Raw genomic sequence first — 25,454 nt, 5'->3', positions numbered from 1 at the left:
ATCACGGCGCGCCCCGGCCCCCCGGCAACAGCACACCCGCCATGGCGTGGGCGGCGGGGCGCAGGGCTTCGTCGGCCAGTTCGCCCGCGGTCCAGAAGGACAGGACGCCGCGGAAGGCGAAGGCGAGGCGTTGCGGGAGGTCCGGGTCGGTCGCCTCGTCGCCCACCGCCTTGTCCCAGAGCTTTGTAGAGTGGTCGAGGACACGGACTGCTGCCCCATCCTGCCCCGAAGGCGGCGAACCGATCGCGCCCATTACCGCGCGGTTGACCGCCGGTTCGGCCAGCATGGTGTCCACCGCGATGTCGATCGCCAGCGCCACGCGGGTCGGCAGATCACTCGTCACAGCGCCGCCGGGCGCTTCCTTGCCATAGCGGTCTATCATCGCGTCGATCCGCCGGGCCGACAGGGCGCGCATGATGGCCAGCTTGCTGCCAAAGCGGTTGAACGGCGTGGCAAAGCTCACCCCCGCCTCCGCCGCCAGATCGCGCATGGAGAAATCCGCCTTGCCGGTACGCAGCAGCCGCTCCGCCCCGTCGAGGATTTTCGTGCGCATCGCGTCAGCGCGCGCGGGGTTTGCCGGGGGGCTTGTGTCTTTCTCTGCCATCGCCTAGTTATATCATGATATATTTTAAAGCCAATGACGGAGTTTCGCATGACTGCCCCGCAAACCAAGACCTTTTTCATCACCGGCGTCAGCTCGGGCCTTGGCCGCGCCTTTGCCCGGGCCGCGCTGGACGCCGGGCACCGCGTCGCGGGCACGGTGCGGCGGGCAGAGGATGCCGCCAGCTTCACTGCCCTGGCGCCGGATCGCGCCCATGCCGTGATCCTCGACGTGACCGACTATGCCGCGATTCCCGCCGCGGTAGAGGAGGCGGAAAGCGCGCTCGGCCCGGTCGACGTGCTGGTCAACAATGCCGGCTATGGCCACGAGGGCGTGCTGGAGGAATGCTCGATTGGCGAGCTGGAGCGCCAGTTCACCGCCAATGTCTATGGCCCGGTCGCGCTGATGCAGGCGGTGCTGCCCGGCATGCGCGCGCGGCGCAGCGGGCACATCGTCAACGTCACCTCCATGGGCGGCTTCATCACCATGCCGGGGATCAGCTTCTATTGCGGCAGCAAGTTCGCGCTGGAGGGGATTTCGGAGGCGCTGGGCAAGGAGGTCGCCGCCCTCGGCATTCATGTGACCGCACTGGCGCCGGGCCAGTTCCGCACCGACTGGGCGGGCCGGTCGATGCAGCGCACGCCGCGCGCCATTGCCGATTATGATGCGGTGATGGATCCCCTGCGCGCCGCCCGCAAGAAAAAGAGCGGCAACCAGCCCAACGATCCCGCCAAGGCCGCCGCTGCCCTTCTAAAGCTGGTGGCGAGCGATAATCCACCCGCGCGCCTGCTGCTGGGCGAAGATGCGCTGGCGCTGGTGGAGCAGAAGCTGGACGATGTGCGCGAAGAGATCGCCGCGTGGGAGGATGTGACCCGCTCCACCGGCTATGCCGTATGAGGTGAAGTGAGGCGGCGTGAGGCCCGGCGAGGGATCGCCCCGCCTCAGGCCGCCGGGTTTACCTCGGTCGCATTGGCGCAGACGCCGCCTTCCTCGCTGCTGCCGCCCAGTTGGGTGATGGCCAGCACGCCGCCCACCACCAGCACTACGAAGACCGTGGTCACCGTGCCCAGATATTTGTCGATCACGCGCTTGATCGGGGCGCCGAAGACGCGGAACAAGATGCCCACCGTCATGAAGATCAGCGCGCGGGCGAACAGGCTCGACAAGACGAAGGTGACGAGGTTCATGCCGATGAAACCGGCGGTGATCGTCAGCAGCTTGAACGGCACCGGCGTGGCGCCCGCGATCAGGATCGCCTCGAAATCATATTCGCGTAAGTGGCAGGCGGCGACGGGGAAGGCCTCGGTCAGGCCCAGCGCGTTGATCAGCCACACGCCCACCGTGTCATACAGCCCCCAGCCGATCGCATAGCCCAGCAGCGCGCCCGCGACAGAGGCCAGCGTGGCTACAGCTGCAAACTTCACCGCCTTTTTCGGTTCGGCCAGGCACATCAGGCCCAAGAGCGGATGCGGCGGGATCGGGAAGAAAGAGGATTCGACGAAGGCAAAGAACGCCAGCCACCACACCGCATGCGGGTGCGAGGCCTTGTCCATGGTCCATTCGTAAAGCCCACGCAGCGGTTTCATCAGCATGGCGAGGCGTTTAGGGGCTGATGCGGAGGCGGGCAAGCGGGTGTTGTGGTGGGGCGGTTACGCCAGCGGCGGCTCAGCGGGCGGGCCAGCCCCAGTTTCCCCAATCGAGCAGCGAGGCAGGCGGAGACGCCGCGCCTTCGGGTGCCATGCCGCGGGTGAGGCTGGTGGCCTTCAAATAAGCCGGCGGACCTTCCAGACCCTCGTCGACGATCAGCGGGATGCCATCGGCGGTCTGGCATTCATTTCGATGTAGCAGGGTGTTAAATCTGGGCTCGGAGATTTCGAACCACGAACACGTCTCTCCGAGCAGTGTTCGCCCGGGCGCCTCGATCGGTTTTCGCGATATTGCGGGCCGGTTCTGCGGTGCCTTGTGCCGCTGCAATACCAGACCATCTCTTTCAGAATAGGAGAGCACGGCGCGGGGCGTGGTCATATACATGTCGCCGGTGGTCTGGCCGGAGCAATAGGCAAGCGCATGGTCCGCGCCCTGCACCACATGCGTCTGCGTTGGCGAACCCCACCCTCTCCAAGGTACAAAGGGCTTGGTATTCCGCCCGAGAGTTACCGTGTAGGCAGACGACCGCTCGGGCGGCTGCTTCGAGGGCTGCACGGCCCATTCGCTCCAGTCCAGCAGCGCGCGCGGCGGCATGACATCACCGGGGGCCACGGGCCCGCGCTCGACCGTGATGGCGCGATCCTCGGCAGTTACCTCGTTATCTTCGCTGAAAGAAGTGGCGCGCAGCACGATCCCGTCATCGGTTATGCAGGCTTCCTGGCGCGGCCGAGCCGAAAATCCGGCGGCAGGCAGAGCGGTCCAGACGGTGCATGTCTCCCCTGCAATGCTTTCCCGGCGCGCGGTGCGCGTCACGCGGTAATCCTGTTCGGCAGCGGGAGTTGCGTCGCGCCTGTTCGCTCCTGCGGATTGGCCGCGAGTGAAGCGGGCGAAAATCGGCATGCCATTGGCCGCGAAATCCGCCCTCACTTGCGCAGCGGTGGAGAAATTGCGGAACTCCGACGAACGCGTCCTGACAAATGCCGGTGCGTTTCTCGATCTTTCAGCTTTCCGCAGTTCTTCGGCTCGCGACCAGCCACTATCGAAGCGGAAGAGCGGTCCGCTCCGGCGGAGCATAATGCGCCTTTCGGGCCCGTCCGCCCCGCCGTAGGTGACGGTATGATCGATCGCCTTTACCGGGGTCGCAGGGCTCAAATCCGTGGCGATGAATGGTTCGGTCGTGCCTGCCGCGCTCTTGTTCACGGCAGGGGGGCCGACATCGGCGAGGTTGCACGGGCCGGTATCGATTACCGCGCCATACGATTCCAGCGGCGTGAAGGCCGCCGGGCCTGACCCGTCTTGCTCCGCTGTGCCCTGACAGCTCGCGCAGGCGAGGGACGAAACCAGGAGAAAAGACAGGCGCGATAGCATGGTGCCAGCAGTCTGGCGCAAAACCTTGCGAGTCGGGTTAACGCGGCGCTCCGCAATCGTACGCAGGCCGTAGAAGCGAAGAGACCTATAACCCATTTGGTTCTTTATGCTTGACATCGTCACGCTGTTCTGGCACATAACAGGAACATCGCGATAGTGTGATTCGAACGGGCAGGGCCTTCTCATGGGGCCGCTGCCCGTTTTGCGTTTTCGAGCAGATGGAGGACGATGATGAGCAGGCCGGAGCAGACCGATGCCGCGGCGCAGCCCGCGTGGATGGCGGGTTTTCTGGAGGCGCTGAAAGCCGGGAAAGGCGTGCGGCGTGCGGCGGAAATGGCAGGGGTGGCGATCTCTACCGCCTATGACTGGCGGGCGCGCGATGCCGAGTTCGCCTATGACTGGGACGCGGCGCGCGGGGTGCCGGTGGTGGGGGCGGAGTGCTGGGGCGGCGTGCGGCGCGTGGGCAAGCGGCGGATCGCCTGTTTCCTGGAAGCGCTGGCGGAAAGTTCCAATGTGCGCGCGGCGGCGGCGGCGGCGGATCTGGACACGGCCAGCGTCTATCGCCTGCGCCGCACCGATCCCGATTTCGCGCGGCAATGGTATGCGGCGCTGGCGGAAGGCTATGACAATCTGGAGATGGAGCTGCTGGCGCATCTGCGCTCGGGCGGCGAAAATCCGCAGGATCCGGGCAGTGTGCGCAAGTTCGACACGGCGGCCGCGCTGCGCAGCCTGGCCGCCCACCGCGAAGGCGTGGCGCGCGAAAAGGGCCGCCGCGCGCTGGCCGACGAGGCGGCGACCATCGCCTCGATCAACGAGAAGATCGACAAGCTCCGCCTGCGCGGGCTGGCCAAGGACGAGGCCATCCGCGCCTCGCGCAAACGGGCGGCGAAACGTGCGCGGGGGTGAGGTGGACAGGGATGCGGACGTGTCGGCGCAGGCCCCCTCGCCTATTCCTTCACCCGTCCCGTCCCGGGGCGTGTGGCTGCGGCGCGGCGGGCGCGAGGGCACGGTGGACCGCGCGCTGCTGGGCACCATGCTCACCCCGCACGAACTGGCCGCGCTGGGCAGCTATTACTGGGAAGGCTGGGCGCGCGATGCGCAATTGCCGCCGGCCGATGCCGGGCGGGCGTGGCGCATCTGGCTGATCTGCGCCGGTCGCGGCTTCGGCAAGACCCGCGCGGGCGCCGAATGGGTGCGCGATGTGGCGCGGCACGATCCCAGTGCCCGCATCGCCTTGATCGGTGCCACGCTGGCCGAGGTGCGCAGCGTGATGGTGGAAGGCGACAGCGGCGTGCTGGCCGCCGCGCCGGGCGCGCTGCCCCCGCATTACGAGCCCAGCCTGCGCCGCCTGACATGGGAGAACGGCGCCACGGCCTCGCTCTATTCGGCGGGCGAGCCCGAAAGCCTGCGCGGCCCGCAGCATAGCCATGCCTGGTGCGACGAAATAGCCAAATGGGATAATTCCAGCGATCGGGCCATGTCGGCCTGGCACAATCTGCAACTGACCATGCGGCTGGGCGAAAGCCCCCGCGTGCTCGCCACCACCACGCCGCGCGCCACCGCGCTGATGCGCCATATCATGGCCGGGGTGGACAGCGGCGAGGTGGCATTGGCGCGCGGGCGGACCACCGACAATAGCGAGGTGCTGCCGGGCGCATACCTCTCCGCGATCATCGAACAGTTCGAGGGCAGCGCCTTCGGGCGGCAGGAACTGGCGGGCGAAATGGTCGACACGGTGGAAGGCGCGCTGTGGACCCGCGCGCTGATCGACCGCTGCCGTCTGGGCGCGCAAGGCTCCGGCCCCGCCCTGCCCGAACCGCGCCGCGTGGTGGTGGCGGTGGATCCGCCCGCGGGGAGCGGGTCGGGCACCGGTGCCTCGGGCAAAGGCGATGCCTGCGGGATCGTGGTCGCCATGCTGGGGACCGACGGGCTGGCCTATGTCCGCGCCGATTGCACGGTGGAAGGCGCCACGCCCGAATGCTGGGCCCGCGCCGTGGCCGCCGCCGCCAGCGCCTGGAACGCCGACCGCGTAGTGGCCGAGGCGAACCAGGGCGGCGCCATGGTGGCCAGCGTGCTGCGCGCCGCGGACATCGCCCTGCCGCTCAAACTGGTGCACGCCACCAAGGGCAAGACCGCCCGCGCCGAACCCGTCGCCGCGCTGTACGAAGCGGGCCGCGTGCGCCACGCCGGCGTATTCGCCGCGCTGGAAGACCAGCTCTGCGGCCTCGCCACCGGCGGCGGCTACGAAGGCCCCGGCCGCTCCCCCGACCGCGCAGATGCGCTAGTCTGGGCGCTGACGGAATTGATGCTGGGCAAGCGGCGGGAGCCGGGGGTGCGGGTGGTGTGAGGGGGGGGGCTGAGGCGATGGTCCTGTTTCACCAGGAAAGAAATTTCCAAGGGAAAGTACTTCGCTTCGCCCCACCCCCCGCCTACATTCTCCGTAACTTAAAATTAAAGGAATAATTCGAAAGTACAAATGAAGTATTCGCGGGACAACAATTTGATCTGCCCAAATGGGGATCTTACGCAATGGCGGCAGATAGACTGACAGCAGGGGTGGAAAATGCACGTAAACATTTCGGGATCGGGCTTTACCTCGACACGGTCGAGCAAGAAGAAAATCTGGCTCACATCCACGGCTCTGTTTGCCGCATCATGCGTTCCCCATCCGGAGCTCACCTCAACGTCCCCCGAAAAGGAGGATCGTGACCAATACAATTTTGCTCGCGAATGGCGATCGAACGCGGATGGCTTTATTTACGCGACTGGTTATTTCACGCCCAGTGAGGTCTCCTCCCCGGATTGGGAAAAAGCGCGACTAGATGACGTAAAGACAGTCGAATTTTGCGATAGCAAAGCAGTCGTCCGCCGGGACGTTCGCTGGTTTGCACCGATCGCCAAGGGCGAGCCCAAGTGCGCGAAGGTCATATACAGTTTCACATGCCCTTCAAAACGTCCGGAATGGGGTGGATCGCTCGAGACGGTTCGCAACGAGTTCTTACTGGGAGAGCCGACTTACCAGATCGGCACTGATTGTGGATCGATTACCCGCAATTTTCTGATTGGCGGAAAGAACAGTTTTCCGCCGCCTAGAGGGGTGCTGCTTCATGAAAATGCCCGGTGCATACGCAGGCCCGATATCGATGAGGGCGAATTCAGGCTCAAGGACATCAATTTTATCCATGGCCAGACTTTCGTCTCGCCCGACTTCGTGCGTGCGGTGCCCGCTCCCTATCCGCCCGACCCGACCATATTTCTGAAAAATATCGGCGGTAACGGGCCGCAGTTCATCGGAGCAGCTTCCGATCTGGCGCGCGACGACGACAACTTCTTCGTTGCCCTCACGTTCTCGGCGTCCTCCAAAGGCTATTGCGCAACCTTCGAAGCGCGGCAAGGGGACAGCAAGTGGCGACAGACGCTTTATCGTCCAGCTGTTCCCGACGAACAAGATCGTCGCGAGATGGTCGATATGCATTATCCGGACCCCGAAACGCAGTGGGATGAGTGGGGAGATGCCCATCTCCTGCAACATGCCTTCGCCGAACATATCGGGCTCAAGATACCGGAAGATCACGGCAAGCCCAAGCCAGGTAGCGCAAGCAAACGGCCCAAGCCTCCGGAACCGCAAAAGAAACAGCCCCGAATGACGCCGACATTACCCTCTCCGGCCCCCACCACTCCAACTAAGAAAGACTAAGGCGGGCTCGATACCGGGCCAACTGTCCGCCAACTTTCGGCTATTTCGCTATTGTCGCGTGCTGGAAACCAGGAGCGCTGGTCGGCCGCGTCCCGGGCAATCGCCGCCCCCTCGCGGTGCTGGTACACCCGCTGGGCAAGGTCGGACGTGACGCCCGCATAGAGCGTGCCGTTCCGCCCCGAGGCGAGCAGATAGACCATCGGATTGCGTTCGCGCGGCATTGCGCCGTGGCTAATCCAATCCCGCCTGCGCGGAAATGACGATTTGGGGGATGTCGCCCGCAGCGATCGCCCCCAACCCACTCACAACCAAAGGAAACCCCATGTCTTTCCTCACCAGTCTCGCTTCCGCCTTCAAGGGCGGGGGCGGCACCCGTGTGCCTGTGGCGCGCGGGTTTGTTTCGCCGTGGGATGCGGCATTCGATGCCGGGGCCAGCACCGCGCCCTTCGACTATCGCCGCGCGGTGGGCGAGGCCTATCTTGCCAATCCGGTGGCGCAGCGCAGCGTGCGGATCGTGGCCGAGGGGGTGGGCGGCGCGCCCATCGCCTGCGCCGACCCAGCGCTTGCCCGATTGCTCGCCGGATCATGCGGCACGCAGCCGCTGATGGAGGTGCTCGCGGCGCAGCTGGCGCTGCACGGCAATGCCTTCGTCCAGATCCTGCGCGACGGGGCGGGCGTGCCGGTGGAGCTGTTCCCCCTGCGGCCCGAGCGGGTGCAGGTGGTGGCGGGCGAGGATGGCTGGCCCGCGGCCTATCGCTATATCCTGGCCGACCGCACGATCACCTTCCCGGTGGAGGATGCCGATGGCTGGCCCGCCATCATCCACCTCAAGCATTTCCACCCGGCCGACGATCATTACGGCGCGGGCTGCCTGGCCGCCGCGGCCCCGGCCGTGGCGGTCCACAATGCGGCGAGCGAGTGGAACCGCGCGCTGCTGGCCAATGCGGCGCGGCCATCGGGGGCGCTGGTGTTCGAGAATGGCGATGCGCCCCCGCTGACCGCCGAACAGTTCGACCGGCTGAAGGCGGAACTGCACGGCGCCTATCAGGGCGGCGGCAATGCCGGGCGGCCGATGCTGCTCGAAGGCGGGCTGGACTGGAAGGCGATGAGCATGACGCCCGCCGACATGGATTTCGCCGGGCTGAAGGCCGCCGCCGCGCGCGACATCGCGCTGGCGTTCGGCGTGCCGCCCATGCTGCTCGGCCTGCCGGGCGACAACACCTATGCCAATTACCGCGAGGCCAATCGCGCGCTGTGGCGGCTGACGCTGCTGCCGCTGGCCGCGAAGATCCTGAACGGACTGCAGGCAGGCATGGCCGACTGGTTCGCCGGGGGCGCGGCAGTCGATCTCGACCGCGTGCCCGCGCTGGCCGAGGACCGCGAGCGGCTGTGGACGCAGGTCAGCGGCGCGGATTTCCTCAGCAGCGCGGAAAAGCGCGAGCTGCTGGGGCTGTCATCACGAAAGGACATCGCATGACACGGGACGATATGCTCGCGCGGCTGATCGCGCATGCCAGCCATGAAGGGGGCGAGCTGATCACGCTGCGCGCCATTGTCGAGGAAGCGAGCGAGCTGGGCGCGCAGCGGGCGCTGGCCCGGCTGGGGCTGGAGGATGCCAAGGCCGAGGGCGATATCGACGAATTGCGCGAGCTGCTGTCGGCCTGGCGCGATGCCAAGGCCAGCGCGTGGAAAGCGGCGGTCGAATGGCTGGTGCGCGGCATTCTGGCGCTGCTGCTGGTGGGCATCGCCATGCGGCTGGGCCTGGGCGAGATCGTCTCGTGAGCGGGGACGTGCCTTTGCGCATCGCGGGCTATGCCGCATTGTTCGACCGAGTGGACGGCGCGCGCGACACGATCCGGCCCGGCGCCTTCGTCCGCACGCTGGCGCAGCGGCGCGAGGCCCTGCCGCTGTTCTGGCAGCACAGCCCCGCCCGCCGCATCGGCTGGGTCGAACAGGCGGGCGAGGATGCCCGCGGCCTGCGCGTGGTGGCCCGGATCGACAACCCGCAGGACCGCGCGGCGAAACTGCTGCGCGAGAGGGCGGTAAGCGGGCTGAGCTTCGGCTACCGCGCACGGGCGTTTCGCCAGACCCCGCAAGGCCGCGAACTGGCCGATATCGAGCTGTTCGAGGTGAGCGTGGTGACCCACCCGCTGCAACCCGAAGCGCGGGTGCATTTCGTGGGGGTTTGAGGGGGCGCGACCACCTCTCACAACGTCATCGCGAGCGTAGCGCGGCGATCCATCATGCAACGGTGCGCCTTGGCGCGAGGGCAGAAGATGGATTGCCACGTCGCCTTTCGGCTCCTCGCAATGACGGGGTGAAGGCATCGCCCACCATCCAACCAACCCGAACACGCCGCCTTCACGGGCGGCTTTTTCGTTTCTCAAGGAAGGAAATACCATGGAAATCCAGACCCCTACCCCCAGCCAAACCCCAGCTTCCGATCAGGCGGAGGTCAGCTTCGACATCGTCGCGCGGCAGGACCGGACCGAGTCCGATCTGGCCGCCTTGCGCGGCGAGGTGGACGAGGTGAAGGCCCGCGTCGATCGCATCGGCCGCGCGGCGGCGCGCCCGGCCATTGGCGGCACCGATGCCCCAGCGCCCGAGGTGAAAGGCTTCGTCGACGGCTATCTGCGGCGCGGGGCCATGGCGGAATACAAGTCAATCAGCGGGGCGGTGCCGTCGGATGGCGGCTATGCCGTGCCGCGCCAGATCGATGCGCTGATCGCCCGCCAGCTCGCCGAAACCAGCCCGATCCGCGCCATCGCGCAGGTCGTGCAGACGGGCAGCGCGGGTTACCGCAAGCTGGTGACCACCGGCGGCACGGCCAGCGGCTGGGTCAGCGAAACGCAGGCGCGGCCTGAAACCGATGCGCCCGCTTTCGCCGAAATCGCGCCGCCCACGGGCGAGCTTTATGCCAATCCGGCGGCCAGCCAAGCCATGCTGGACGATGCAGGCTTCGACCTCGAAAGCTGGCTAGCGAGTGAGATCGCGGCGGAATTCGCCCGCGCCGAAGGGGCCGCCTTCGTGAACGGCAGCGGGGTGAACCAGCCGCGCGGTTTCCTCGCCGCGCCGACCTCCAGCGCAGGCGATGCGGCGCGTGCTTTCGGGACGCTGCAATATCTGGGCACGGGCGATGCGGCGGGCCTTGGCTCGGCCGCGGAGATCGCACTGATCGACCTGGTCCACGCGCTGAAAGCGGGGCACCGTCAGGGCGCCAGCTTCGTGATGAACTCGGCGACGCTGGCCGAAATCCGCAAGTTGAAGACCGATGACGGCGCCTTCTTGTGGCAGCCGGGACTGGTCGAAGGGCAGCCCGATCGCCTGCTGGGCTATCCGGTGGTCGAGGCGGAGGACATGCCCGATGTGGCGGCAGGCACCTGTCCCATCGCTTTCGGCAATTTCCGCCACGGTTACCTGATCGCCGAACGCAGCGCGACACAGGTGCTGCGCGACCCCTTCACCAACAAGCCCTTCGTCCACTTCTACGCCACCAAGCGCGTGGGCGGACAGGTGCTGGATTCGGACGCGATCAAGCTGCTGAAAATCGAGGAATAAGAAAGAAGAAGAAGAAGAAGGAAGGAAGGCGGGTGGCTCGCCCAGATCGGGCTGCGACCAGCAGCCCGCAAGGGCGACCGCCCGCCCGCAGCGGGCGCAGCTTGCTGCGCATCTAGCGAGGACGCCCCCGCGGAGGCGGGGGCGCAAAACAAGAAGGACCACAACCCACCATGCCGACAGACCTGTCCGGCCAGCCGCTCGAGGAACTCAAGCAATGGCTGGCCATCACCACTCCCGGCGAGGACGCGCTGCTGCTGCGCCTGCTCCAGACCGCGTGGCAGATGTGCCTGAACTTCACCGGGCTTGCCGCGCCCGATTGGGAGGCGCTCGACATGGGCTTGCGTCATGGCGTCATCCGCTTCGCCGCGCATCAATATCGCGAGCGTGACCGGGGCGAGGCAGGCGCGATCCCTGCGGCGGTGGCGGCGCTGTGGCGCCCCTGGCGGCAGGTGCGGCTGTGAGCTGGGACAGGCTTGCCGCCACGCTGGCCCGGCGCGCGGCGGCGCTGGTCGAGCGGCGCAGGGCCCACCCCCTCGGCGATCCGCAGCGCTGGCGCGATCCACGCTGGCTGTGGCCCGATCTCACCGAGAAGGAGGGCTGAATGGAAAGCGCGCTCAGAACCGCCCTGATCGACTGGCTGCGCAGCGATGGCGAACTGGCGACCAGCCTCAACGCGGTGGACGAGGAAGCCCCCAGCCCCGCCCCCGCACCAAGTCTGGCCATCGCCGCCAGCGCCGCCGCCGACTGGTCCACCAAAACCGCCCAGGGGCGCGAGGTGCGGATCGCCCTGGAACTGCTCGACCGCAACGATGACGCAGCCCGCACCGCCGCGCTGGCAAGCCGGATCGAACACAGAATAGCCACCCTCCCACCCGCACAACCGGGCCTGCGCGTAGTGGTCACGCAATTCCTCCGCAGCCGAGCCGAACGCCGCCCCAGAAACCTGCGCGCGGTCCTCCTCGAATACCGCTTCAAAATCCTAGAAACCTAAGTGGCCCACCCATCGGGCTGCGACCAGCAGCCCGCAAGGCCGACCGGCCGCCCGCAGCTTTGCTGCGCATCTAGCGAGGATGCCCCCGCGGAGGCGGGGGCACAAAACTAAAAAGGACATCCAAAAAATGACACCCCAGAAAGGAGCCGCTTTCCTGCTGAAAGTCGGCGATGACGCCGTGCCCGCCGCCTACGAAACCGTGGCAGGCCTGCGCACCACGCAGATGTCGGTCAATGGCGATACGGTGGTGGTGACGCATAAGGGCAGCGGCGGCTGGCGCGATCTGCTGTCAGGCGCGGGCACGCGCTCGGTCTCGGTAAGCGCGTCGGGCGTGTTCCTCGGCTCCGATGCCGAAAATGCGATCCGCACCCATGCGCTGGCGGGCACGGTCCATCCCTATGAGCTGGGCTTCGAGGACGGCGCGCGGATGCGCGGGCGGTTCCTGGTCCAGCGGCTGGATTATGCGGGCGATTTCAATGGCGAGCGCACCTATGCGATCCAGCTCGAAAGCTCGGGCCAGGTGGTGCCCTCGTGAGCGGCGCCCCGACACAGCCCAATGCGCAGCGCGGCGAGGCGGCCATCCATGTGAACGGGCGCGAGGTGCTGCTGCGCCCCACATTCGCGGCGCTGGTCCGCGCGGAGGAGGAGCTTGGCTCGCTCTTCGCGCTGGTCGAACGTGCCGGACAGGGCGAATTGCTACTGTCCGAAATCGCGGCGCTGTTCTGGTTCTGCCAGCACGGCCCCGCCCCGCTGCCGCGCGAGGAGATCGGCGAGGCGGTGGTGGCAATGGGGCTGGCCGGGGCCGCCGCGCCGCTCAAGACCATGCTCGGCCAGATCCTGCGCGGGCGATGAGATGGCGGATTTCGCAGCAGGCGCGCGGCGGCTGGCGGGGTTGAGCGCCCGCACGCTCGGCTGGCTGCCCGACATCTTCTGGAACGCCACGCCCGAAGACCTCGCGCTCAGCCTTACCGCAGGCGACCCCGCCGCCGCCCCGCCCAGCCGTGCCGAAATCGCGGCGATGATGGAAAGGGACCGGAATGGACGATGATTACGACGATCTGCTGGTGGCCGTGCGCGCCGACACGCGCGGCTTCGCGCAGGATATTGCGGCGATGCGGCAGGATTTCGACACCACGCTGGTGAGCGGGTTCGAGATGGCCGGAAAGCTGTTGGAAACGAGCCTCACCGGCGCGCTGCGCAATGGCAAGCTGGAGTTCGAGGATCTGAAGCGCGTGGCCCTCTCCGCGCTCGACCAGATCGCGGCCCGCGCGCTCAATGCCGGGCTCGACAGCATCATGGGCGGGGGCAATCCGGCGGGCGGAATGGGCGGCATGGGCGGCGGTGCTGGCGGGGGGCTGGCGCAAATGGCGGGCCTGTTCAGCCAGCTGATCGGCAGCTTCCTCGGCCTGCCCGGCCGCGCCACCGGCGGGCTGGTCGGCCCCGACCGCCCCTATCTCGTCGGCGAGCGCGGGCCTGAGGTCTTCGTGCCGACGAGTGCTGGCCATATCGAACCGAACCACGCTTTGGGCGGCCAGCCGCGCGAGGTGCGTGTCGCGATCAACATTACCGCGCCGCAAGGGACCAGTGCGCCCGTCGCGCTGCAACGCTCGTCCCGCCAAGTAGCAAGCGCCCTGCGAAGGGTGTTGATAGGTTAAATTTTATATCGCCGAATTCGGAGACAAACCCATGCCATTCTGGCTCGCGGACACGCGCCGCAAACAGCAGGCCGACTGGATCGCGCGGTTCGATCCGCGGTTCTGGACGGTCAATTTCCCGCGCCCGATGATGGCCAGCGTCGTCACCACAGCGCCCGATGCGCTGCGGGTGGAGTGCGAATTCTATCACCAGGGCGAGCTGGCCGGGCTGATTTGGGAGAGCGAGGACCGGCTCGATCACCCGCTGCTCGCCTATCGGACCGAGCGGGATTACGCGCATTGCGTGCTGCGTTTCCGCTGGCGGTCGTCAGGCCTCGTCCCTCTCGACCAGGCGAACGGTCCGACGCTGACGATCGAGGGCAAGGATGCCAGCGGCACCTCCCGCGCATGGTATGTCCGGCTGTGGAACTATGCCAGCGGTTCGCCCGAGGATGCGGAGATCACCCTGCCGTTCTCGCAGCTGGAATCGGGCTGGGCGCTCCCGGGCGAGAAGGTTCATGTCGCCGCGATCGAGCGCATGTTCATCAGCCTTGCGCCGCGCGGTTTCGCCGCCGGTTCTGCCACCGCCTTTCCCGCCCGCCGCACCGGCTGGGCCGAAATGCGCGCCATTACTTGCGAGGGTGAGCGCGCGGTGATCGCCATCGGCGATGTCATCCTGCCCGCGCATGGCGAGCAGATGGCGACGGCCTATGACGACAGTTTCAACCAGACCCCGGCGCGGCTGCTGCGCCAGATCGAACAGCTCGGCTATCGCGGGCGGATCGTCCATTATCTGGGCATGAGCCATTATTACCGGCTCCGCCCTGCCGATCTGCTGGTAGAGGAAGATGGCACACTGAGCGGCCCGGCGCGGGCTTGGCACGCGGATTATTTCGCCCGCGCGGTGGCAATGGATTTCGCGCCCATCCCCTCGCTCTCCTTCGAATTGCTGGCGCAGAATTGTCCCGATGGCTGGAAACAGCGCGACCATGCGGGCCATGCGGGCGAGACCGGCTGGGATCCGCCCTCTGCCCTGCTGTCCCCCTGCAATGCGGAGGCGATGGCCTTCCTGCGCGCCGTGGCGGTGCAATGGGTCGCGCTGCTCGAAAGGGCTGGGGCGGACGTGCTGTTCCAGATCGGCGAGCCGTGGTGGTGGGTGCAGCCTGCCAGCGGCGCGCCCTGCCTTTACGATGCCGCCGCGCGCGAGGCATGGGGCGATGAGCTGGTGACGATCACCGATATGCGGCAGCCGCTGGATGCGGACCAGACCGCATTGCTCGACCGGGCAGGCGCTGCCCTTGGCGCAGCGACCGCTGGCGTGGCCGAAGCCGTGCGCGCGGCGGCGACGGGCGAGGCGGAAATCCTGCTGCTCGCCTTCACGCCCACCGTGCTCGATCCCGCCATGCCCGAGCTTTACCGCGCCAATCTGCCGCTGGCCTGGGCCTGGCCCGCCTTCGACCGGCTGCAACTGGAAGATTACGACTGGCTTACCGCCGGGCATGATGCCGCCCGGCGTGAGGCGCGGGACTTCGTGGACCGGCGGCTGGGCTATCCCACCGAACGGCAGGACTACCTGTCGGGCTTCGTGCTGCGCGACGGGGACGCCGAAAACTTCTGGCCGCGCATCGATGCCGCGCTGGACGAGGCGCGCGGGCGCGGCATCGCGCAGCGCTTCGTCTGGGCGCTGCCGCAGATTGTGCGCGACGGGTACGTCCGCCTGCCGACCTATGAGGACAACGAAATGAATGCATTCGACGATGTCGCCTATCCGCTGGCGCTGGGGCGGGATGCCTCGGTCAGCCCGGAATTCTCCACCAGCGTGGCAGTGACCGCATCGGGCCACGAACGGCGCAACGCCCTGTGGAGCGATGCGCGCCTGCGCTACGATGTCGGCCCCGGCATCCGCTCCGAAGCGGAGTTGCGCGAATTGCTGGGCTTCTACCGTGCCCGCTATGGCCCGGCGCGCGGCTTTCGCCTGCGCGATCCTTTCGACCACAGTTCCGCCGGGGGCGATGGCGAGCCGGCCGCGCATGACGAACTGATCGGGATCGGCGACGGCAGGACCGCCGATTTCCAGCTGGTACGCCATTATGGCGATCAGCAGCGGCGCATCACGCGGCCGGTGCCGGGCAGCATTCTTGTGAGCCTTGGCGGGGATGCAGCGTCGGGCTGGCGCCATGTCGGCAAGGGACTGATCCGTTTCGACCAGCCGCCCGCCGCCGGGATTAAGGTGCGCGCAGGCTTCCTGTTCGATGTGCCCGTGCGCTTTGCCGAAGACCGGCTGGATATTTCCAGCGCGACCTTCGCTGCGGGCGAGGCGCCTTCCGTGCCATTGGTCGAAATCCGGGAAGCGCCATGAGCCACGCTTTCTTCGCCGACGAGCTGGACACGGCGGCGAGCTGGTGGCGCATTTATCGCAGCGACGGCGTGACGCTGGGCTTCACCACGCATGACCGCGACCTCTATTTCGGCGGCATCCTCCACCGCGCCGCGCCGGGCATGCTGCCGTCTGCCATCCGCCAGTCCATGCGGCTGGAGGATGACGAGGCCGAGGTGGAAGGCGCGCTTGCCCATGACACCATCCGCGCCGAAGATATTGCCGCCGGGCAGTTCGACGGCGCCCGCATGAAAAGCGGGGTGGTCGATTGGGACACGCTCGAACACGCCGTCCTCTATACCGGATCGATCGACGCGCTGACGCAGGACAGCTGCACATTCGGCGCCCGCCTGCGCTCGGCCAAGGCCGATCTGGACGTGGACCCGGTGCCGCGCACCAGCCCAAGCTGCCGCGCGCGGTTCTGCGGGCCGGGATGCAATCTCTCGGCTAGCAGATTCACCGCCCGTGCGGTGCTGATCGAGGTGGATCCCATGCGCAATTGCGCCCGCTTCGATGTGGGCGATCCGGAACTCTACCGGCAGGGCGAATTGCGCTTCATCGACGGGCCGCAGGCGGGCATCACCTTCACCATCATCGCGGTGGACCAGGCCGGGTTCGAGCTGGACCGCCCGTTCTATGGCGAATGGCAGCGGGGAATGCGGGCCGTGCTGCGCCAAGGCTGCGACCGGACCATCGCGACCTGCGCTAGCCGGTTCGCCAATGCGATCAATTTCCAGGGCGAGCCGCATCTTCCCGGCAGCGACCTGCTGGCGCAATACCCGCAGCCGCGATGACCCCGCTGCCAGAGCGCTTCGCATCGGCGGCGGAGCGGCTGGCGGGCACGCCTTTCCGTCTGCACGGCAGGAATCCGGACCACGGTCTCGATTGCGTGGGCGTGGTGCTCGCCGCGCTGCGGAGCTGCGGCGTCACGGCGGATGTGGCGCGGCCCTATGGCCTCAGGAACGCGAGCATTTCGGCATTCCTCCCGCTGGCGGCACAGCTGGGGCTGGTCGAGGCGCAGGGGTCACCACGGCGCGGCGATGTGCTGCTCGTGATCGCCGGACCGGCGCAGCATCACCTTCTCGTCGTCACCGACCCCGACCGTTTCGTGCACGCCCATGCTGGGCTGCGCCGCGTGGTCGTGCAGCGCGGCATCACGGCCTGGCCGTGCACCCGCCACTGGCGACTTTCGGATCGATAGGACATTTTCATGGCAACCATTCTCCTTTCCTCGGTCGGCAGTCTGTTCGGCCCCTTCGGCCAGATCGCGGGCACGCTGGCCGGGAGCGCGATCGACCATGCGCTGTTCGGCCCGCAGGACCGCCACGGCCCGCGGCTGAAGGAACTGGCCGTCACCGGATCCAGCTATGGCACGCTGATCGCCCGCCATTACGGCACGATGCGCAGCGGCGGCTCGATCGTCTGGGCGGCCGATCTGACCGAGCACCGCGAGCGTGAGGGCGGCGGCAAGGGCCAGCCCAGGACCGTACGCTACAGCTATTCGGCATCCTTCGCCGTGGCGCTGTCGAGCCGCCCGATAGACCGCATCGGCCGCATATGGGCGGGCGGCAGCTTGCTGCGCGGCAAGGCCGGGGACCTGAAGGCCGGGGGCCAGCTCCGTGTCCATACCGGGTATGGGGACCAGCCATGCGATCCGCTGATGGAGGCGGCGCTGGGCGCGCAATGCCCTGCCTTTCGCGGGCTGGCCTATGCGGTGTTCGAGGATCTCGACCTCACCGATTTCGGCAACCGCATCCCGCCGCTCAGTTTCGAAATTTTCGCTGGCGACGGCAGCCGCATCGTCGAATTGCTGATGGAGGATTGCGGGGCCGGATCGGCCAGGGGCGTGCGGCTCGGTGAACTGCGCGGCTTTGCGCATGAGGCAGGCTCGGTGCGCGAGGTGCTGCAGCTGGTCGACCGGCTCTGGCCGCTTACAGTAAGTACGGGCGAGGAAGGTTGCGCGGTCCGGCTCGCATCTTCCGGCGAGGAGCCCGTTTGCGCCCTCCCCTCGGCGGTCCGCTGAGACGAAGGCGATTTCGGCCATCTGGATGGCTCCAGTATCTCCCGGCCCACCAGCGGCGGCGGGCAGCTGTCAGCGCTGCGCTATTACGACGCGGCGCGCGATTTCCAGCCGGGTCTGCAATATGCCGGGACCGTCGACGACTCGTCCCGCACCCTCCAATTTCCCGGCGTTTTCGATGCAGGTGACGCGCTCAGCCTTGCGCGCCGTGCGAATGTTCGCGCCAGGGCAGCCGGAGAACGCCTGCAATGGCGTTGCAGCGATCTCGATCCGCAGCTTTCGCCCGGGGCGATCGTTACCGCGCCTGGCCACTCCGGCCTGTTTCAGCTCCTCGCCCGCGAATGGCGCGACGGCGGCGTGGAACTGGAGCTTGCGCGGCATCGCCCGGCCGAGCCGGTGACCGCGCCGCCCGTAGCCGATTCGGGGGAGGCGTGGTCGCCCGCCGATCGGCTGGCGAGCAAGACGGTCCTGCGCGTGTTCGAGACCCCCTGGAACGGCGTCGGCAATCCAGGAGCGCGGATGGTCTACGCCGCACCATGCGCCCCGGCTGGCCGCTGGCCGGGCTGCACCCTCTATAGTGTCGAGGACGGCGCAATGGTGCCGCTGGACATCGCCGCGCAGGAGCGGGCGCTCTGCGGGCAGCTGGTCGCGTCGCTTGCCCCCTCGCGAGCACTCCGGTTCGAACCGGAAGCCAGCCTGATCGTGCAGCTGATCGACCATGAAGCCTCGCTGATTTCGACAGACTTGCGCGGAATCGGCCGGAACGAGAACCTCCTGGCGCTGGGCGGCGAGGTCCTGCAATTCGCCCAGGCCATTCCGCTCGGCTCGGGGCAATGGCAGCTGCTTGGCCTGTTGCGTGGCCGTGGCGGGACTGAACGGGCGGCGGCAACTGGCCACCCGAGAGGCAGTGCGGCGACAATGCTGGACGACCGGCTCGTTTCGCTCACCTCGGTTACGCTCGATCCGGGAAGCATACGCTTTGCCGCGATCGGCCCCGCAGACGACGAAGCTGCCTTTGCAGCCCTCGAAAACGGCGGCGCGTCGCTGCGGCCCCTGTCACCAGTCCATCCGCGAATGCAGGTAATGGAAGACGGAGCGCTGCTCCTTTCCTGGACCCGCAGGGCGCGGGGCCAATGGGGATGGCCCGACCACGTCGATCTGCCGCTGGTCGAAGAAGCGGAAAGCTATGAAGTAGTCTTCGGCCCCTCCGATGCACCGCTCAGGCGCTGGACCACCAGTCAGCCCTCGCTGGCGCTACCGGCAGGCGAACTGGCCTCACTGACAGCAGCACTGCCCGGCGGCCTTTTTCACGTTCGGCAGATCGGGACCTACGACCGGTCTGCGCCACTCGAACTTGGCCGTCCGGCCTGACACCCACCCACCATCGGGAGACAAATCATGCATCACGCAACCGCCAATCTCGGGCTGCCCTACCTTTACCCCGGCCAGGCACAGAAAGAATTTACCTTCAACGAAGCGATGGCGCGGCTCGATATTCTGATCGATCCGAATATCGAAGGCGAACGCCCCGACCCGCCCGATGCACCGCTCGCCGGGCAACGCTGGCTGATCGCAAGCGGGGCGACGGGCGCCTTCCTCAATCACGAGCGCGAACTTGCCAGCTGGGATGGCGAGCAATGGACCTTCATCGTTCCCCGGCCCGAAATGTTGCTGTTCGACCGAAGCGAGAGCCGCTTCCTCCGCTATCGGGCAGGAGAATGGCAGGGCCTAGGGGCGCCGGCTTCTCCCTCAGGCGGCACGGTGGTCGATGTAGAAGCGCGTCAAACTCTCGATCAGATACTTAGCTGCCTGAAGACTTTCGGCATTTTTTCTTGAACACGGTGGAACCACCCAAGGCTCATGACGTTACGCATCCGACACAGGAGGGGGTTACCGCCCGGAAATCCTTGTTTACACTTTGGGAATTGCGGCATTCTTGCAACAGTTCCCGACTATTGCCCGCTTGCCAGCGTGGTGACGCAGTTCTAAATACGCGGCACTCGGTGGCTCCAATTCGCAAAAAGGGGAAATAACTAATGCGGAAATTAGTCATAGGAATGGCGATGGCCTCTACGGCCCTTGCATCGCCAGCCCTCGCAAGGGATAATTCTTGGTACATCGGCGGTGAATTCGGCCCGATGCTTGTCGAGGACATGACCCTGTCTGACAGCAACGATGGCGGCGCACCTTCGCTCGACATCGATTATGAATATGGTTTCGATGGCGGCGGCTACGTCGGTTACGATTTCGGCGCATTCCGTCTGGAAACCGAAGTCAGCTATCGCGATGCCGATCACGATGAAGTTAATGTCGACGGTATCGGTACTTTCCCGACCAACGGTTCGACCAACTCGCTCGCATTCATGCTCAACGGCATGTTCGATTTCGGTCCCGATGACGGCCTGCAAGGCTATGTCGGCGGTGGTGCCGGTGTTGCTCGCACCAGCCTCGAAGGCCAGATCGCAGTACCTGGCGCGGCCGATCCGGTCATCGACGATTCGTCGACCGATTTCGCTTGGCAGATTCTTGCCGGCATTCGTGCGCCGCTCAACGACAATGTCGACGTCGGCCTGCGCTATCGTTTCTTCAACGCCGAAGACGTGTCGCTCGTCGACAACACCGGTGTAGAACGCGACGGTCGTTTCCGCAGCCACTCGCTGATGGGTACGCTGAGCTACAACTTCGGTGCGCCTGCTGCGGTAGTACCGCCGCCGCCGCCCCCACCGCCGCCGCCGCCGCCGCCGCCTCCCCCGCCGCCGCCGCCGCCGGCTCCGGTCTGCCAGCAGGGCCCGTACATTGTCTTCTTCAACTGGGACAAGTCGGACATCACGCCTGAAGCAGCGACGATCCTCGACAACGCGGTTTCGGCTTACGCCAACTGCGGTATGGCTTCGGTCATGCTCGCTGGCCACACCGATACCTCGGGTTCGGCACAGTACAACATCGGCCTCGCCGAGCGTCGTAACTCGTCGGTCCGCGACTACCTCACATCACGTGGTGTACCGGGTGGCCGCATCTCGAGCGAAGCATTCGGTGAAACGCAGCTTCGCGTTCCGACCGCCGACGGCGTTCGCGAACTCCAGAACCGCCGTGTGGAAGTTACCTACGGTCCGGGTTCGGGCATGTAATTCACTCTTCGGAGTTGAAACATCGGAAAGGGGTCGGAGCAATCCGGCCCCTTTTTCGTTGGTACGGCGTGACTAGAACAAAGGGACAAGATTTATGCGTATGATGCTCGCCGCTCCGATCGCCGCAATCGCACTCGCCGGTTGTGCCACCATGGACAACTATTCCACCGATCCCATCGCGGAAGCCGAACTGACCCGCGCCAATGGCGTACCGGTGGGAATGGCCCAGCTTAATTCAGATGGCACGACCCTGTCGCTTGCCATGACTGCGACCGGCCTGGAGCCGGGTGAGCATGGTTTCCACCTTCATACGACCGGCAACTGCGAAGCTCCGGACTTCAAGAGCGCGGGCGGGCACCTCAATCCGCTCGATCGCGAACACGGCGCGCTCAATCCCGAAGGCAAGCACGTCGGCGATATGCCCAATCTGGAGGTCAGGACTTCGCGCACGGCCAGCATTACGGTCGACATCGGCCCGGATACGCCTGCCTATCGCAGCTACCTCTTCGATGCCGACGGTACCGCGATCGTCATCCATGCTGGACCTGACGATTACCGCACCGATCCTGCAGGTGACGCAGGATCGCGCGTCGCCTGCGGCGTCCTCAAGATGAGTTGATCAGACCGTAATCTCTTCGCCCGCCGCGCGTGCCCTGTCGAGCAATGACCGTTCGGCTTCGGGCACCGTGCGGTGGGCAATGAAGAGAAGAACAAGGCCGATCGGAACGGCCACGAGAAGGCTCAGCCCCCCGGTCGAAAGGCTTCCAGTCATGCTCGATACCTGGCCCGCCATATAGGGCCCCAAAGCGAGCCCCACGAGCGTCGTCGACAGGAAGAATGTCGCCGTCGCGGTTCCGCGCATACGCGGCAACACCAGATCCTGCGATGTAGCGGCGGCGGCGCCGAGGGCCGAACTTCCGAAAAGCGACTGCAGGAAAGCCGCTATGTAGAAAACCATGGGGTTCATGGTGGTGAACATCGTGTAGAGGAAGGGCGCCGCGCCCACGAGACCGATGCCGACTACCAGCAGACGACCGGTAGCGTAACGCTGGCGCAAACGGTCCGCCATCCACCCGCCACCGATCACGCCGAGGAAGCCGCCCAAAGCACCTGGGCCGCCGATCCAGAAGCCCGCCGTGGACGGGGCCTCTTCAAGGATGCGGATCGCATAGGGCGCAGCCCAGAAGGATGCGGCATAGGACATGAAGGCGACCATGCCATAGGCAAGAATCGTGCTGAGAAAGGCGGGGGTACCCCAGATCAGGGAAAAGGCCGGTTCGTCGCGGCGCTTCAGCGTCGATGCCCATGAGAAGATCGCATAATAGCCGATGCCGACCGCAATCCATTGCTGAGCATTGCCGGTTACTTGCGTAAGGACATAGGCAACGGCGCCGATGACCAGGGCGCCTGCGAGGTTGAGCGCAATTCCCCCTATTCCTGCCCTTGCCGCCCCGATCAGGGTGAAGGGCGGAATGACAGCGATAAGCTCACGAAAGAATCCACGGAAGGGATCCTTGGACGGCGGGGTAATGATGCCGTCGCTCTGGCCGCGTACCGGTTCCTTCAGTGTGAAGACGAGCAGCGCGAGCAGGATGCCGGGCAGACCAACGATCACGAAAGCTGCCTGCCATCCGGCAAGCCCAAGCGGGGGATTGTTCGGGAAGCTTGAATTCCAGTTCTCGACAATAGCGCCGCCGATGAGGAGCGAGATGCCGCCGCCGATGTACAGGCCAGAGGAATAGATGGCGAGCGCGGTCGCCCGCATCTTCTTGGGAAACCAGTCCGAAATAAGCGAGTAAGCGCTGGGGCTGGCCGTTGCCTCGCCAACGCCAACGCCGATCCGGGCGACACTGAGCGTTGTGAAATTGCGCGCGAAGCCGGAAAGCGCGGTAAAGGCCGACCAGATCGCCAGCCCTGCCGTCATCAGCCTAATGCGGTGCCAGCTGTCCGCCAGCTTGCCCAGGGGGATGCCGAACAACGCGTAGAACACACCGAACGCGGTGCCATAGAGAAAGCCGATCTGGTCATCACGCAGACCAAGGTCTGCCTTGATATCCTCTGCGAGGATGGAGATGATATTGCGGTCAACGAAATTGAGGACATAAACAACGACGAGAACGCTCAGGGCGTACCAGCTATAGGCCGGGACCTTGTCCAACCCCACAGGATCCTTGGGATTTTCGACGGTCTCCGCGTGTGTGGTCTGATTCAATTCTCTACTCTCCCTGGGCTTTTCGCCCTTATGAGTAGACAGTCGTATCGATAACTCCCGCTTCTTCAAACCCTTTTTGCCGCAAGCGGCAGGAATCGCATTCGCCGCAGGCACGCCCCTCAGGTGTCGGATCGTAGCAGGACCAGCTCCACGCGGGGTCGAGACCGAGACGGTCGCATTCACGGGCTATGTCGGCCTTGGTCATGTATTGTAGCGGCGCATGGATCGTGAAGGGGTCGCCTTCGACGCCCTGCTTCGTGCCGAGGCGCGCCGTTTCCGCGAAGCTGGAAATGAATTCCGGCCGACAATCCGGATAGCCCGAATAATCGAGTGCGTTGACGCCGATGAAGATATCGCGCGAACCCGAACTTTCGGCAAAGGCCGTTGTCAGGGCAAGGAAAACGAGATTGCGCGCCGGTACGTAAGTCACCGGGATCGCATCTTCGTCCACACCGGTTTTGGGAACATCGATATCGGCAGTCAGCGCAGATCCACCGAATTTCCGAAGGTCGAGCGGCAGTTCGACATGACGTTCAACGCCGAGCTTTTCCGCGATCGCCTTGGCCGATTGCAATTCGCGGATATGGCGCTGGCCATAATCGATGGTCAGCGCATGGACGGCGTGGCCCCGTTCGCGCGCAAGGGCGGCAGAAACCATCGAATCGAGCCCCCCGGAAAGGAGCACGACTGCCGGGCCCGGTGCTTCTGAAGTCGCCTTGGTCATGTATCGTCCGCTAGCTCTCAGCTCCGGGATCGGCAAGTCAGCGGCAGGATCCGGTGCGACGCGCCTCTGCAGAAAACTGGAACGGGCGGCCATCGGCAATGCCCTGGCTGTCTATCTGGACCAAGCCGGAATTCTCACGGCGGATGTTGGTCCGGCCATAGCCATTTCCACGGCAGGTATACTGGACCGTGACCTGGGACTTTCCATCTTCGACGACGAAGCGGTTGCAGGTGTCCCCGGCGTGCCGGAGCTGGATGAATTCCCGCCCGTTGCGGACACAAATGCTCCGCGACGGGCTACCGTCGCGATAACGAAGTTCCCAGCCCCCGCGATCAACCGAGTCCAGCATGGCTAGTGAAGCCTGCGCGACTACCGGGGCGCCAAAGGCCAGCGCACCAATTGCGGAAAGACCTGCTACTGTTCGTTGTGATTTCTTCGATTTCATCATGATTTTCTATCTGCCAAGCACTGCGCGTTCTTGCGATTATATACCAAGAGCGGTGAACCGCACCATAACATCGCCAAGACGAAATTGCTTTTACGTTTAATGGACCCGTCAGGCATCGATCGGGAACTGACGGGAACAGAATGCGCAATCCACGCTAATGATCCCGTTATCATCCCGCATCTCCGCACGGTCGGCTTCCGGAAACTTCGAGAGAACGTCTCTGTAATGTTCGATTGAACAGCGACAGCCCTTCCTCGCTTGTTCGCCATGTTCGACCAGCACTTCGCTTTCTTCATGGAAGAGGCGCCACACTATGGCTTCGAGCGAGAGGTCGCTTGAGAGGAGTTCTTCATGCTTCAGCGAGCCGCCCAATATCGCGACGTGTTCCCATTCCGGGTGATCGAGCCGCGCATGGAGCCGCTCGCGCCCCTCTTCGCCATCGGGAAGGTGCTGCAACAGCATTCCCGCACCCGTGCATCTGCCACCATCTGAGCGGATTGCCGTCCGGATCAGGGTAGGTACCTGTTCCGATTGCATGAAATAGCTTTCGCATGCTTCAGCCAGCGTCTCACCTTCGAGCGGGACAATACCCTGATATCTGCCCTTGCCCGTCGCAAGGTCGAAGGTGATCGCCAGATAGCCCTTGCCGAACAGGGCAAAGAGCGAAGGATTGGCGCCAAGTGCAGCGAGACGATCTTCGTCGAAATCGACATAGCCTCTCAGATCGCCGCCCTTGTAATCGCAAACGAGCAGATTGATCGCGCCGGCCTCTGTCTGGGCCTGCATCGTAACCTGGGATCCATCATCCTTCACCAGCGAACCCATGAGGGTGATGAGCACCAGCGCTTCAGCGAGCAGGTGTGTAATCGGTGCCGGATAATCGTGCACCGACAGGATTTCATCGAGCGAACTGTCCAGCCGAACCAGGCGACCGCGCGCATCGCGCGAAGGGATGGTGAATTTCAGCGTGCGACCGGCAAAGGTCTCTTCATTGGCATGTGTCGTGGAAGTCATGGGCGCTCATATGGAGTGCGCCATCACGAATTTAC

General features: G+C 65.5%; 30 protein-coding genes and 2 pseudogenes. 24 read left to right on the top strand and 8 right to left on the bottom strand.

All coding sequences use genetic code 11. From position 1 onward, the window contains the following. Position 1: 1 nt before the first annotated feature. On the bottom strand, positions 2–604 hold the full coding sequence (locus tag ACYQ0G_RS09900) for a TetR/AcrR family transcriptional regulator (protein ID WP_460102091.1): 603 nt from the start codon (positions 602–604) through the stop codon (positions 2–4). 48 nt (positions 605–652) lie between these two features. Between ACYQ0G_RS09900 and ACYQ0G_RS09895 the strand changes: the two genes are divergently transcribed. Further along, positions 653–1,498: an oxidoreductase gene (locus ACYQ0G_RS09895; protein ID WP_460102089.1), complete on the top strand. Its 846-nt coding sequence runs from the start codon at positions 653–655 to the stop codon at positions 1,496–1,498. Between the two features lie 44 nt (positions 1,499–1,542). Here the strand turns inward: ACYQ0G_RS09895 and ACYQ0G_RS09890 are convergent, their stop codons facing one another. Both ACYQ0G_RS09890 and ACYQ0G_RS09885 read right to left on the bottom strand, forming a co-directional pair. Further along, a complete protein-coding gene (locus ACYQ0G_RS09890) occupies positions 1,543–2,193 on the bottom strand; it encodes a YqaA family protein (RefSeq protein ID WP_460102087.1) in 651 nt (216 codons plus the stop codon). A 73-nt stretch (positions 2,194–2,266) separates the two neighbouring features. After that, the gene (locus tag ACYQ0G_RS09885; protein WP_460102085.1) at positions 2,267–3,712 is read right to left on the bottom strand and encodes a hypothetical protein; all 1,446 of its coding nucleotides are present in this window, start codon (positions 3,710–3,712) and stop codon (positions 2,267–2,269) included. 132 nt (positions 3,713–3,844) lie between these two features. Here ACYQ0G_RS09885 and ACYQ0G_RS09880 point away from each other — a divergent pair, with 132 nt between their 5' ends. From ACYQ0G_RS09880 to ACYQ0G_RS09870, 3 genes are all read left to right on the top strand, one after another. Next, positions 3,845–4,522 carry a hypothetical protein gene (locus tag ACYQ0G_RS09880; protein WP_460102084.1) on the top strand — a complete coding sequence of 226 codons (678 nt, stop codon included), beginning with the start codon at positions 3,845–3,847 and terminating at the stop codon, positions 4,520–4,522. A 127-nt stretch (positions 4,523–4,649) separates the two neighbouring features. Further along, complete coding sequence (locus tag ACYQ0G_RS09875) at positions 4,650–5,963, top strand: DNA-packaging protein (protein ID WP_460102838.1); 1,314 nt, start codon at positions 4,650–4,652, stop codon at positions 5,961–5,963. Between the two features lie 216 nt (positions 5,964–6,179). Next, positions 6,180–7,313: a hypothetical protein gene (locus ACYQ0G_RS09870; protein ID WP_460102083.1), complete on the top strand. Its 1,134-nt coding sequence runs from the start codon at positions 6,180–6,182 to the stop codon at positions 7,311–7,313. Positions 7,314–7,417: 104 nt separating this feature from the next. Here ACYQ0G_RS09870 and ACYQ0G_RS09865 read toward each other — a convergent pair. Beyond that, a pseudogene (locus ACYQ0G_RS09865) lies at positions 7,418–7,534 on the bottom strand (GIY-YIG nuclease family protein); the annotation flags it as partial. Positions 7,535–7,635: 101 nt separating this feature from the next. Between ACYQ0G_RS09865 and ACYQ0G_RS09860 the strand changes: the two are divergent. The 20 genes and pseudogenes from ACYQ0G_RS09860 (at position 7,636) to ACYQ0G_RS09765 (ending at position 21,640) form a co-directional block, all read left to right on the top strand. Next, complete coding sequence (locus ACYQ0G_RS09860; protein WP_460102081.1) at positions 7,636–8,790, top strand: phage portal protein; 1,155 nt, start codon at positions 7,636–7,638, stop codon at positions 8,788–8,790. Next, the gene (locus ACYQ0G_RS09855; RefSeq protein ID WP_460102079.1) at positions 8,787–9,095 is read left to right on the top strand and encodes a DUF6127 family protein; all 309 of its coding nucleotides are present in this window, start codon (positions 8,787–8,789) and stop codon (positions 9,093–9,095) included. The genes ACYQ0G_RS09860 and ACYQ0G_RS09855 overlap by 4 nt, the downstream gene beginning before the upstream one ends. Before the next feature lie 14 nt (positions 9,096–9,109). Then, complete coding sequence (locus ACYQ0G_RS09850) at positions 9,110–9,502, top strand: HK97 family phage prohead protease (RefSeq protein ID WP_460102837.1); 393 nt, start codon at positions 9,110–9,112, stop codon at positions 9,500–9,502. A gap of 211 nt (positions 9,503–9,713) precedes the next feature. Then, positions 9,714–10,871: a phage major capsid protein gene (locus ACYQ0G_RS09845; RefSeq protein WP_460102077.1), complete on the top strand. Its 1,158-nt coding sequence runs from the start codon at positions 9,714–9,716 to the stop codon at positions 10,869–10,871. Positions 10,872–11,041: 170 nt separating this feature from the next. After that, positions 11,042–11,332: a head-tail connector protein gene (locus ACYQ0G_RS09840; RefSeq protein ID WP_460102075.1), complete on the top strand. Its 291-nt coding sequence runs from the start codon at positions 11,042–11,044 to the stop codon at positions 11,330–11,332. Then, positions 11,329–11,472, top strand: coding sequence for a hypothetical protein (locus ACYQ0G_RS09835; RefSeq protein WP_460102072.1), 144 nt, complete (start codon positions 11,329–11,331; stop codon positions 11,470–11,472). The genes ACYQ0G_RS09840 and ACYQ0G_RS09835 overlap by 4 nt, the downstream gene beginning before the upstream one ends. After that, on the top strand, positions 11,473–11,862 hold the full coding sequence (gene gp17, locus ACYQ0G_RS09830; protein WP_460102070.1) for a tail completion protein gp17: 390 nt from the start codon (positions 11,473–11,475) through the stop codon (positions 11,860–11,862). A gap of 127 nt (positions 11,863–11,989) precedes the next feature. Continuing rightward, positions 11,990–12,397, top strand: a complete 408-nt coding sequence (locus ACYQ0G_RS09825) for a phage major tail protein, TP901-1 family (protein WP_460102068.1) — start codon at positions 11,990–11,992, stop codon at positions 12,395–12,397. Continuing rightward, complete coding sequence (locus tag ACYQ0G_RS09820) at positions 12,394–12,714, top strand: gene transfer agent family protein (protein ID WP_460102066.1); 321 nt, start codon at positions 12,394–12,396, stop codon at positions 12,712–12,714. Before ACYQ0G_RS09825 ends, ACYQ0G_RS09820 begins: the two co-directional genes overlap by 4 nt. Position 12,715: 1 nt before the next feature. Next, positions 12,716–12,910 carry a phage tail assembly chaperone gene (locus ACYQ0G_RS09815; protein WP_460102063.1) on the top strand — a complete coding sequence of 65 codons (195 nt, stop codon included), beginning with the start codon at positions 12,716–12,718 and terminating at the stop codon, positions 12,908–12,910. Further along, complete coding sequence (locus ACYQ0G_RS09810; protein ID WP_460102060.1) at positions 12,900–13,517, top strand: tail tape measure protein; 618 nt, start codon at positions 12,900–12,902, stop codon at positions 13,515–13,517. The genes ACYQ0G_RS09815 and ACYQ0G_RS09810 overlap by 11 nt, the downstream gene beginning before the upstream one ends. Before the next feature lie 31 nt (positions 13,518–13,548). After that, entirely contained in the window at positions 13,549–15,855 is a 2,307-nt protein-coding gene (locus tag ACYQ0G_RS09805; protein WP_460102059.1) for a DUF2460 domain-containing protein, read from the top strand. Continuing rightward, complete coding sequence (locus ACYQ0G_RS09800; protein ID WP_460102057.1) at positions 15,852–16,667, top strand: DUF2163 domain-containing protein; 816 nt, start codon at positions 15,852–15,854, stop codon at positions 16,665–16,667. The genes ACYQ0G_RS09805 and ACYQ0G_RS09800 overlap by 4 nt, the downstream gene beginning before the upstream one ends. After that, positions 16,664–17,074, top strand: coding sequence for a hypothetical protein (locus ACYQ0G_RS09795; RefSeq protein ID WP_460102055.1), 411 nt, complete (start codon positions 16,664–16,666; stop codon positions 17,072–17,074). The genes ACYQ0G_RS09800 and ACYQ0G_RS09795 overlap by 4 nt, the downstream gene beginning before the upstream one ends. A gap of 9 nt (positions 17,075–17,083) precedes the next feature. After that, positions 17,084–17,896, top strand: a complete 813-nt coding sequence (locus ACYQ0G_RS09790) for a hypothetical protein (protein WP_460102053.1) — start codon at positions 17,084–17,086, stop codon at positions 17,894–17,896. Between the two features lie 21 nt (positions 17,897–17,917). Then, positions 17,918–18,160, top strand: a pseudogene (locus ACYQ0G_RS09785) (phage tail protein); the annotation flags it as partial. A 90-nt stretch (positions 18,161–18,250) separates the two neighbouring features. Further along, entirely contained in the window at positions 18,251–19,264 is a 1,014-nt protein-coding gene (locus tag ACYQ0G_RS09780; RefSeq protein ID WP_460102051.1) for a GTA baseplate fiber-binding domain-containing protein, read from the top strand. Between the two features lie 27 nt (positions 19,265–19,291). Then, positions 19,292–19,729, top strand: a complete 438-nt coding sequence (locus ACYQ0G_RS09775; RefSeq protein ID WP_460102049.1) for a DUF2793 domain-containing protein — start codon at positions 19,292–19,294, stop codon at positions 19,727–19,729. A 200-nt stretch (positions 19,730–19,929) separates the two neighbouring features. Next, positions 19,930–21,021 (top strand): OmpA family protein, encoded by a 1,092-nt coding sequence (locus ACYQ0G_RS09770; RefSeq protein ID WP_460102047.1) that lies wholly within the window; start codon positions 19,930–19,932, stop codon positions 21,019–21,021. A gap of 94 nt (positions 21,022–21,115) precedes the next feature. After that, a complete protein-coding gene (locus tag ACYQ0G_RS09765; protein WP_460102045.1) occupies positions 21,116–21,640 on the top strand; it encodes a superoxide dismutase family protein in 525 nt (174 codons plus the stop codon). Here the strand turns inward: ACYQ0G_RS09765 and ACYQ0G_RS09760 are convergent, their stop codons facing one another. The 4 genes from ACYQ0G_RS09760 to hslO all read right to left on the bottom strand — a co-directional run bounded on the left by ACYQ0G_RS09760 (position 21,641) and on the right by hslO (position 25,419). After that, positions 21,641–23,233: an MFS transporter gene (locus ACYQ0G_RS09760; RefSeq protein WP_460102043.1), complete on the bottom strand. Its 1,593-nt coding sequence runs from the start codon at positions 23,231–23,233 to the stop codon at positions 21,641–21,643. It abuts the gene before it with no gap. Positions 23,234–23,261: 28 nt separating this feature from the next. Continuing rightward, positions 23,262–23,957: a 7-cyano-7-deazaguanine synthase QueC gene (gene queC, locus ACYQ0G_RS09755; RefSeq protein ID WP_460102040.1), complete on the bottom strand. Its 696-nt coding sequence runs from the start codon at positions 23,955–23,957 to the stop codon at positions 23,262–23,264. 37 nt (positions 23,958–23,994) lie between these two features. Further along, a complete protein-coding gene (locus ACYQ0G_RS09750; RefSeq protein ID WP_460102039.1) occupies positions 23,995–24,405 on the bottom strand; it encodes a hypothetical protein in 411 nt (136 codons plus the stop codon). Positions 24,406–24,513: 108 nt separating this feature from the next. Further along, a complete protein-coding gene (gene hslO / locus ACYQ0G_RS09745) occupies positions 24,514–25,419 on the bottom strand; it encodes an Hsp33 family molecular chaperone HslO (protein WP_460102037.1) in 906 nt (301 codons plus the stop codon). Between the last annotated feature and the right edge of the window lie 35 nt (positions 25,420–25,454).

The sequence above is a fragment of the Qipengyuania triglochinis genome, from assembly GCF_054655615.1.
Note: the sequence above shows the minus strand (reverse complement) of the source record. Positions and strands in the feature narration are given on the sequence as shown.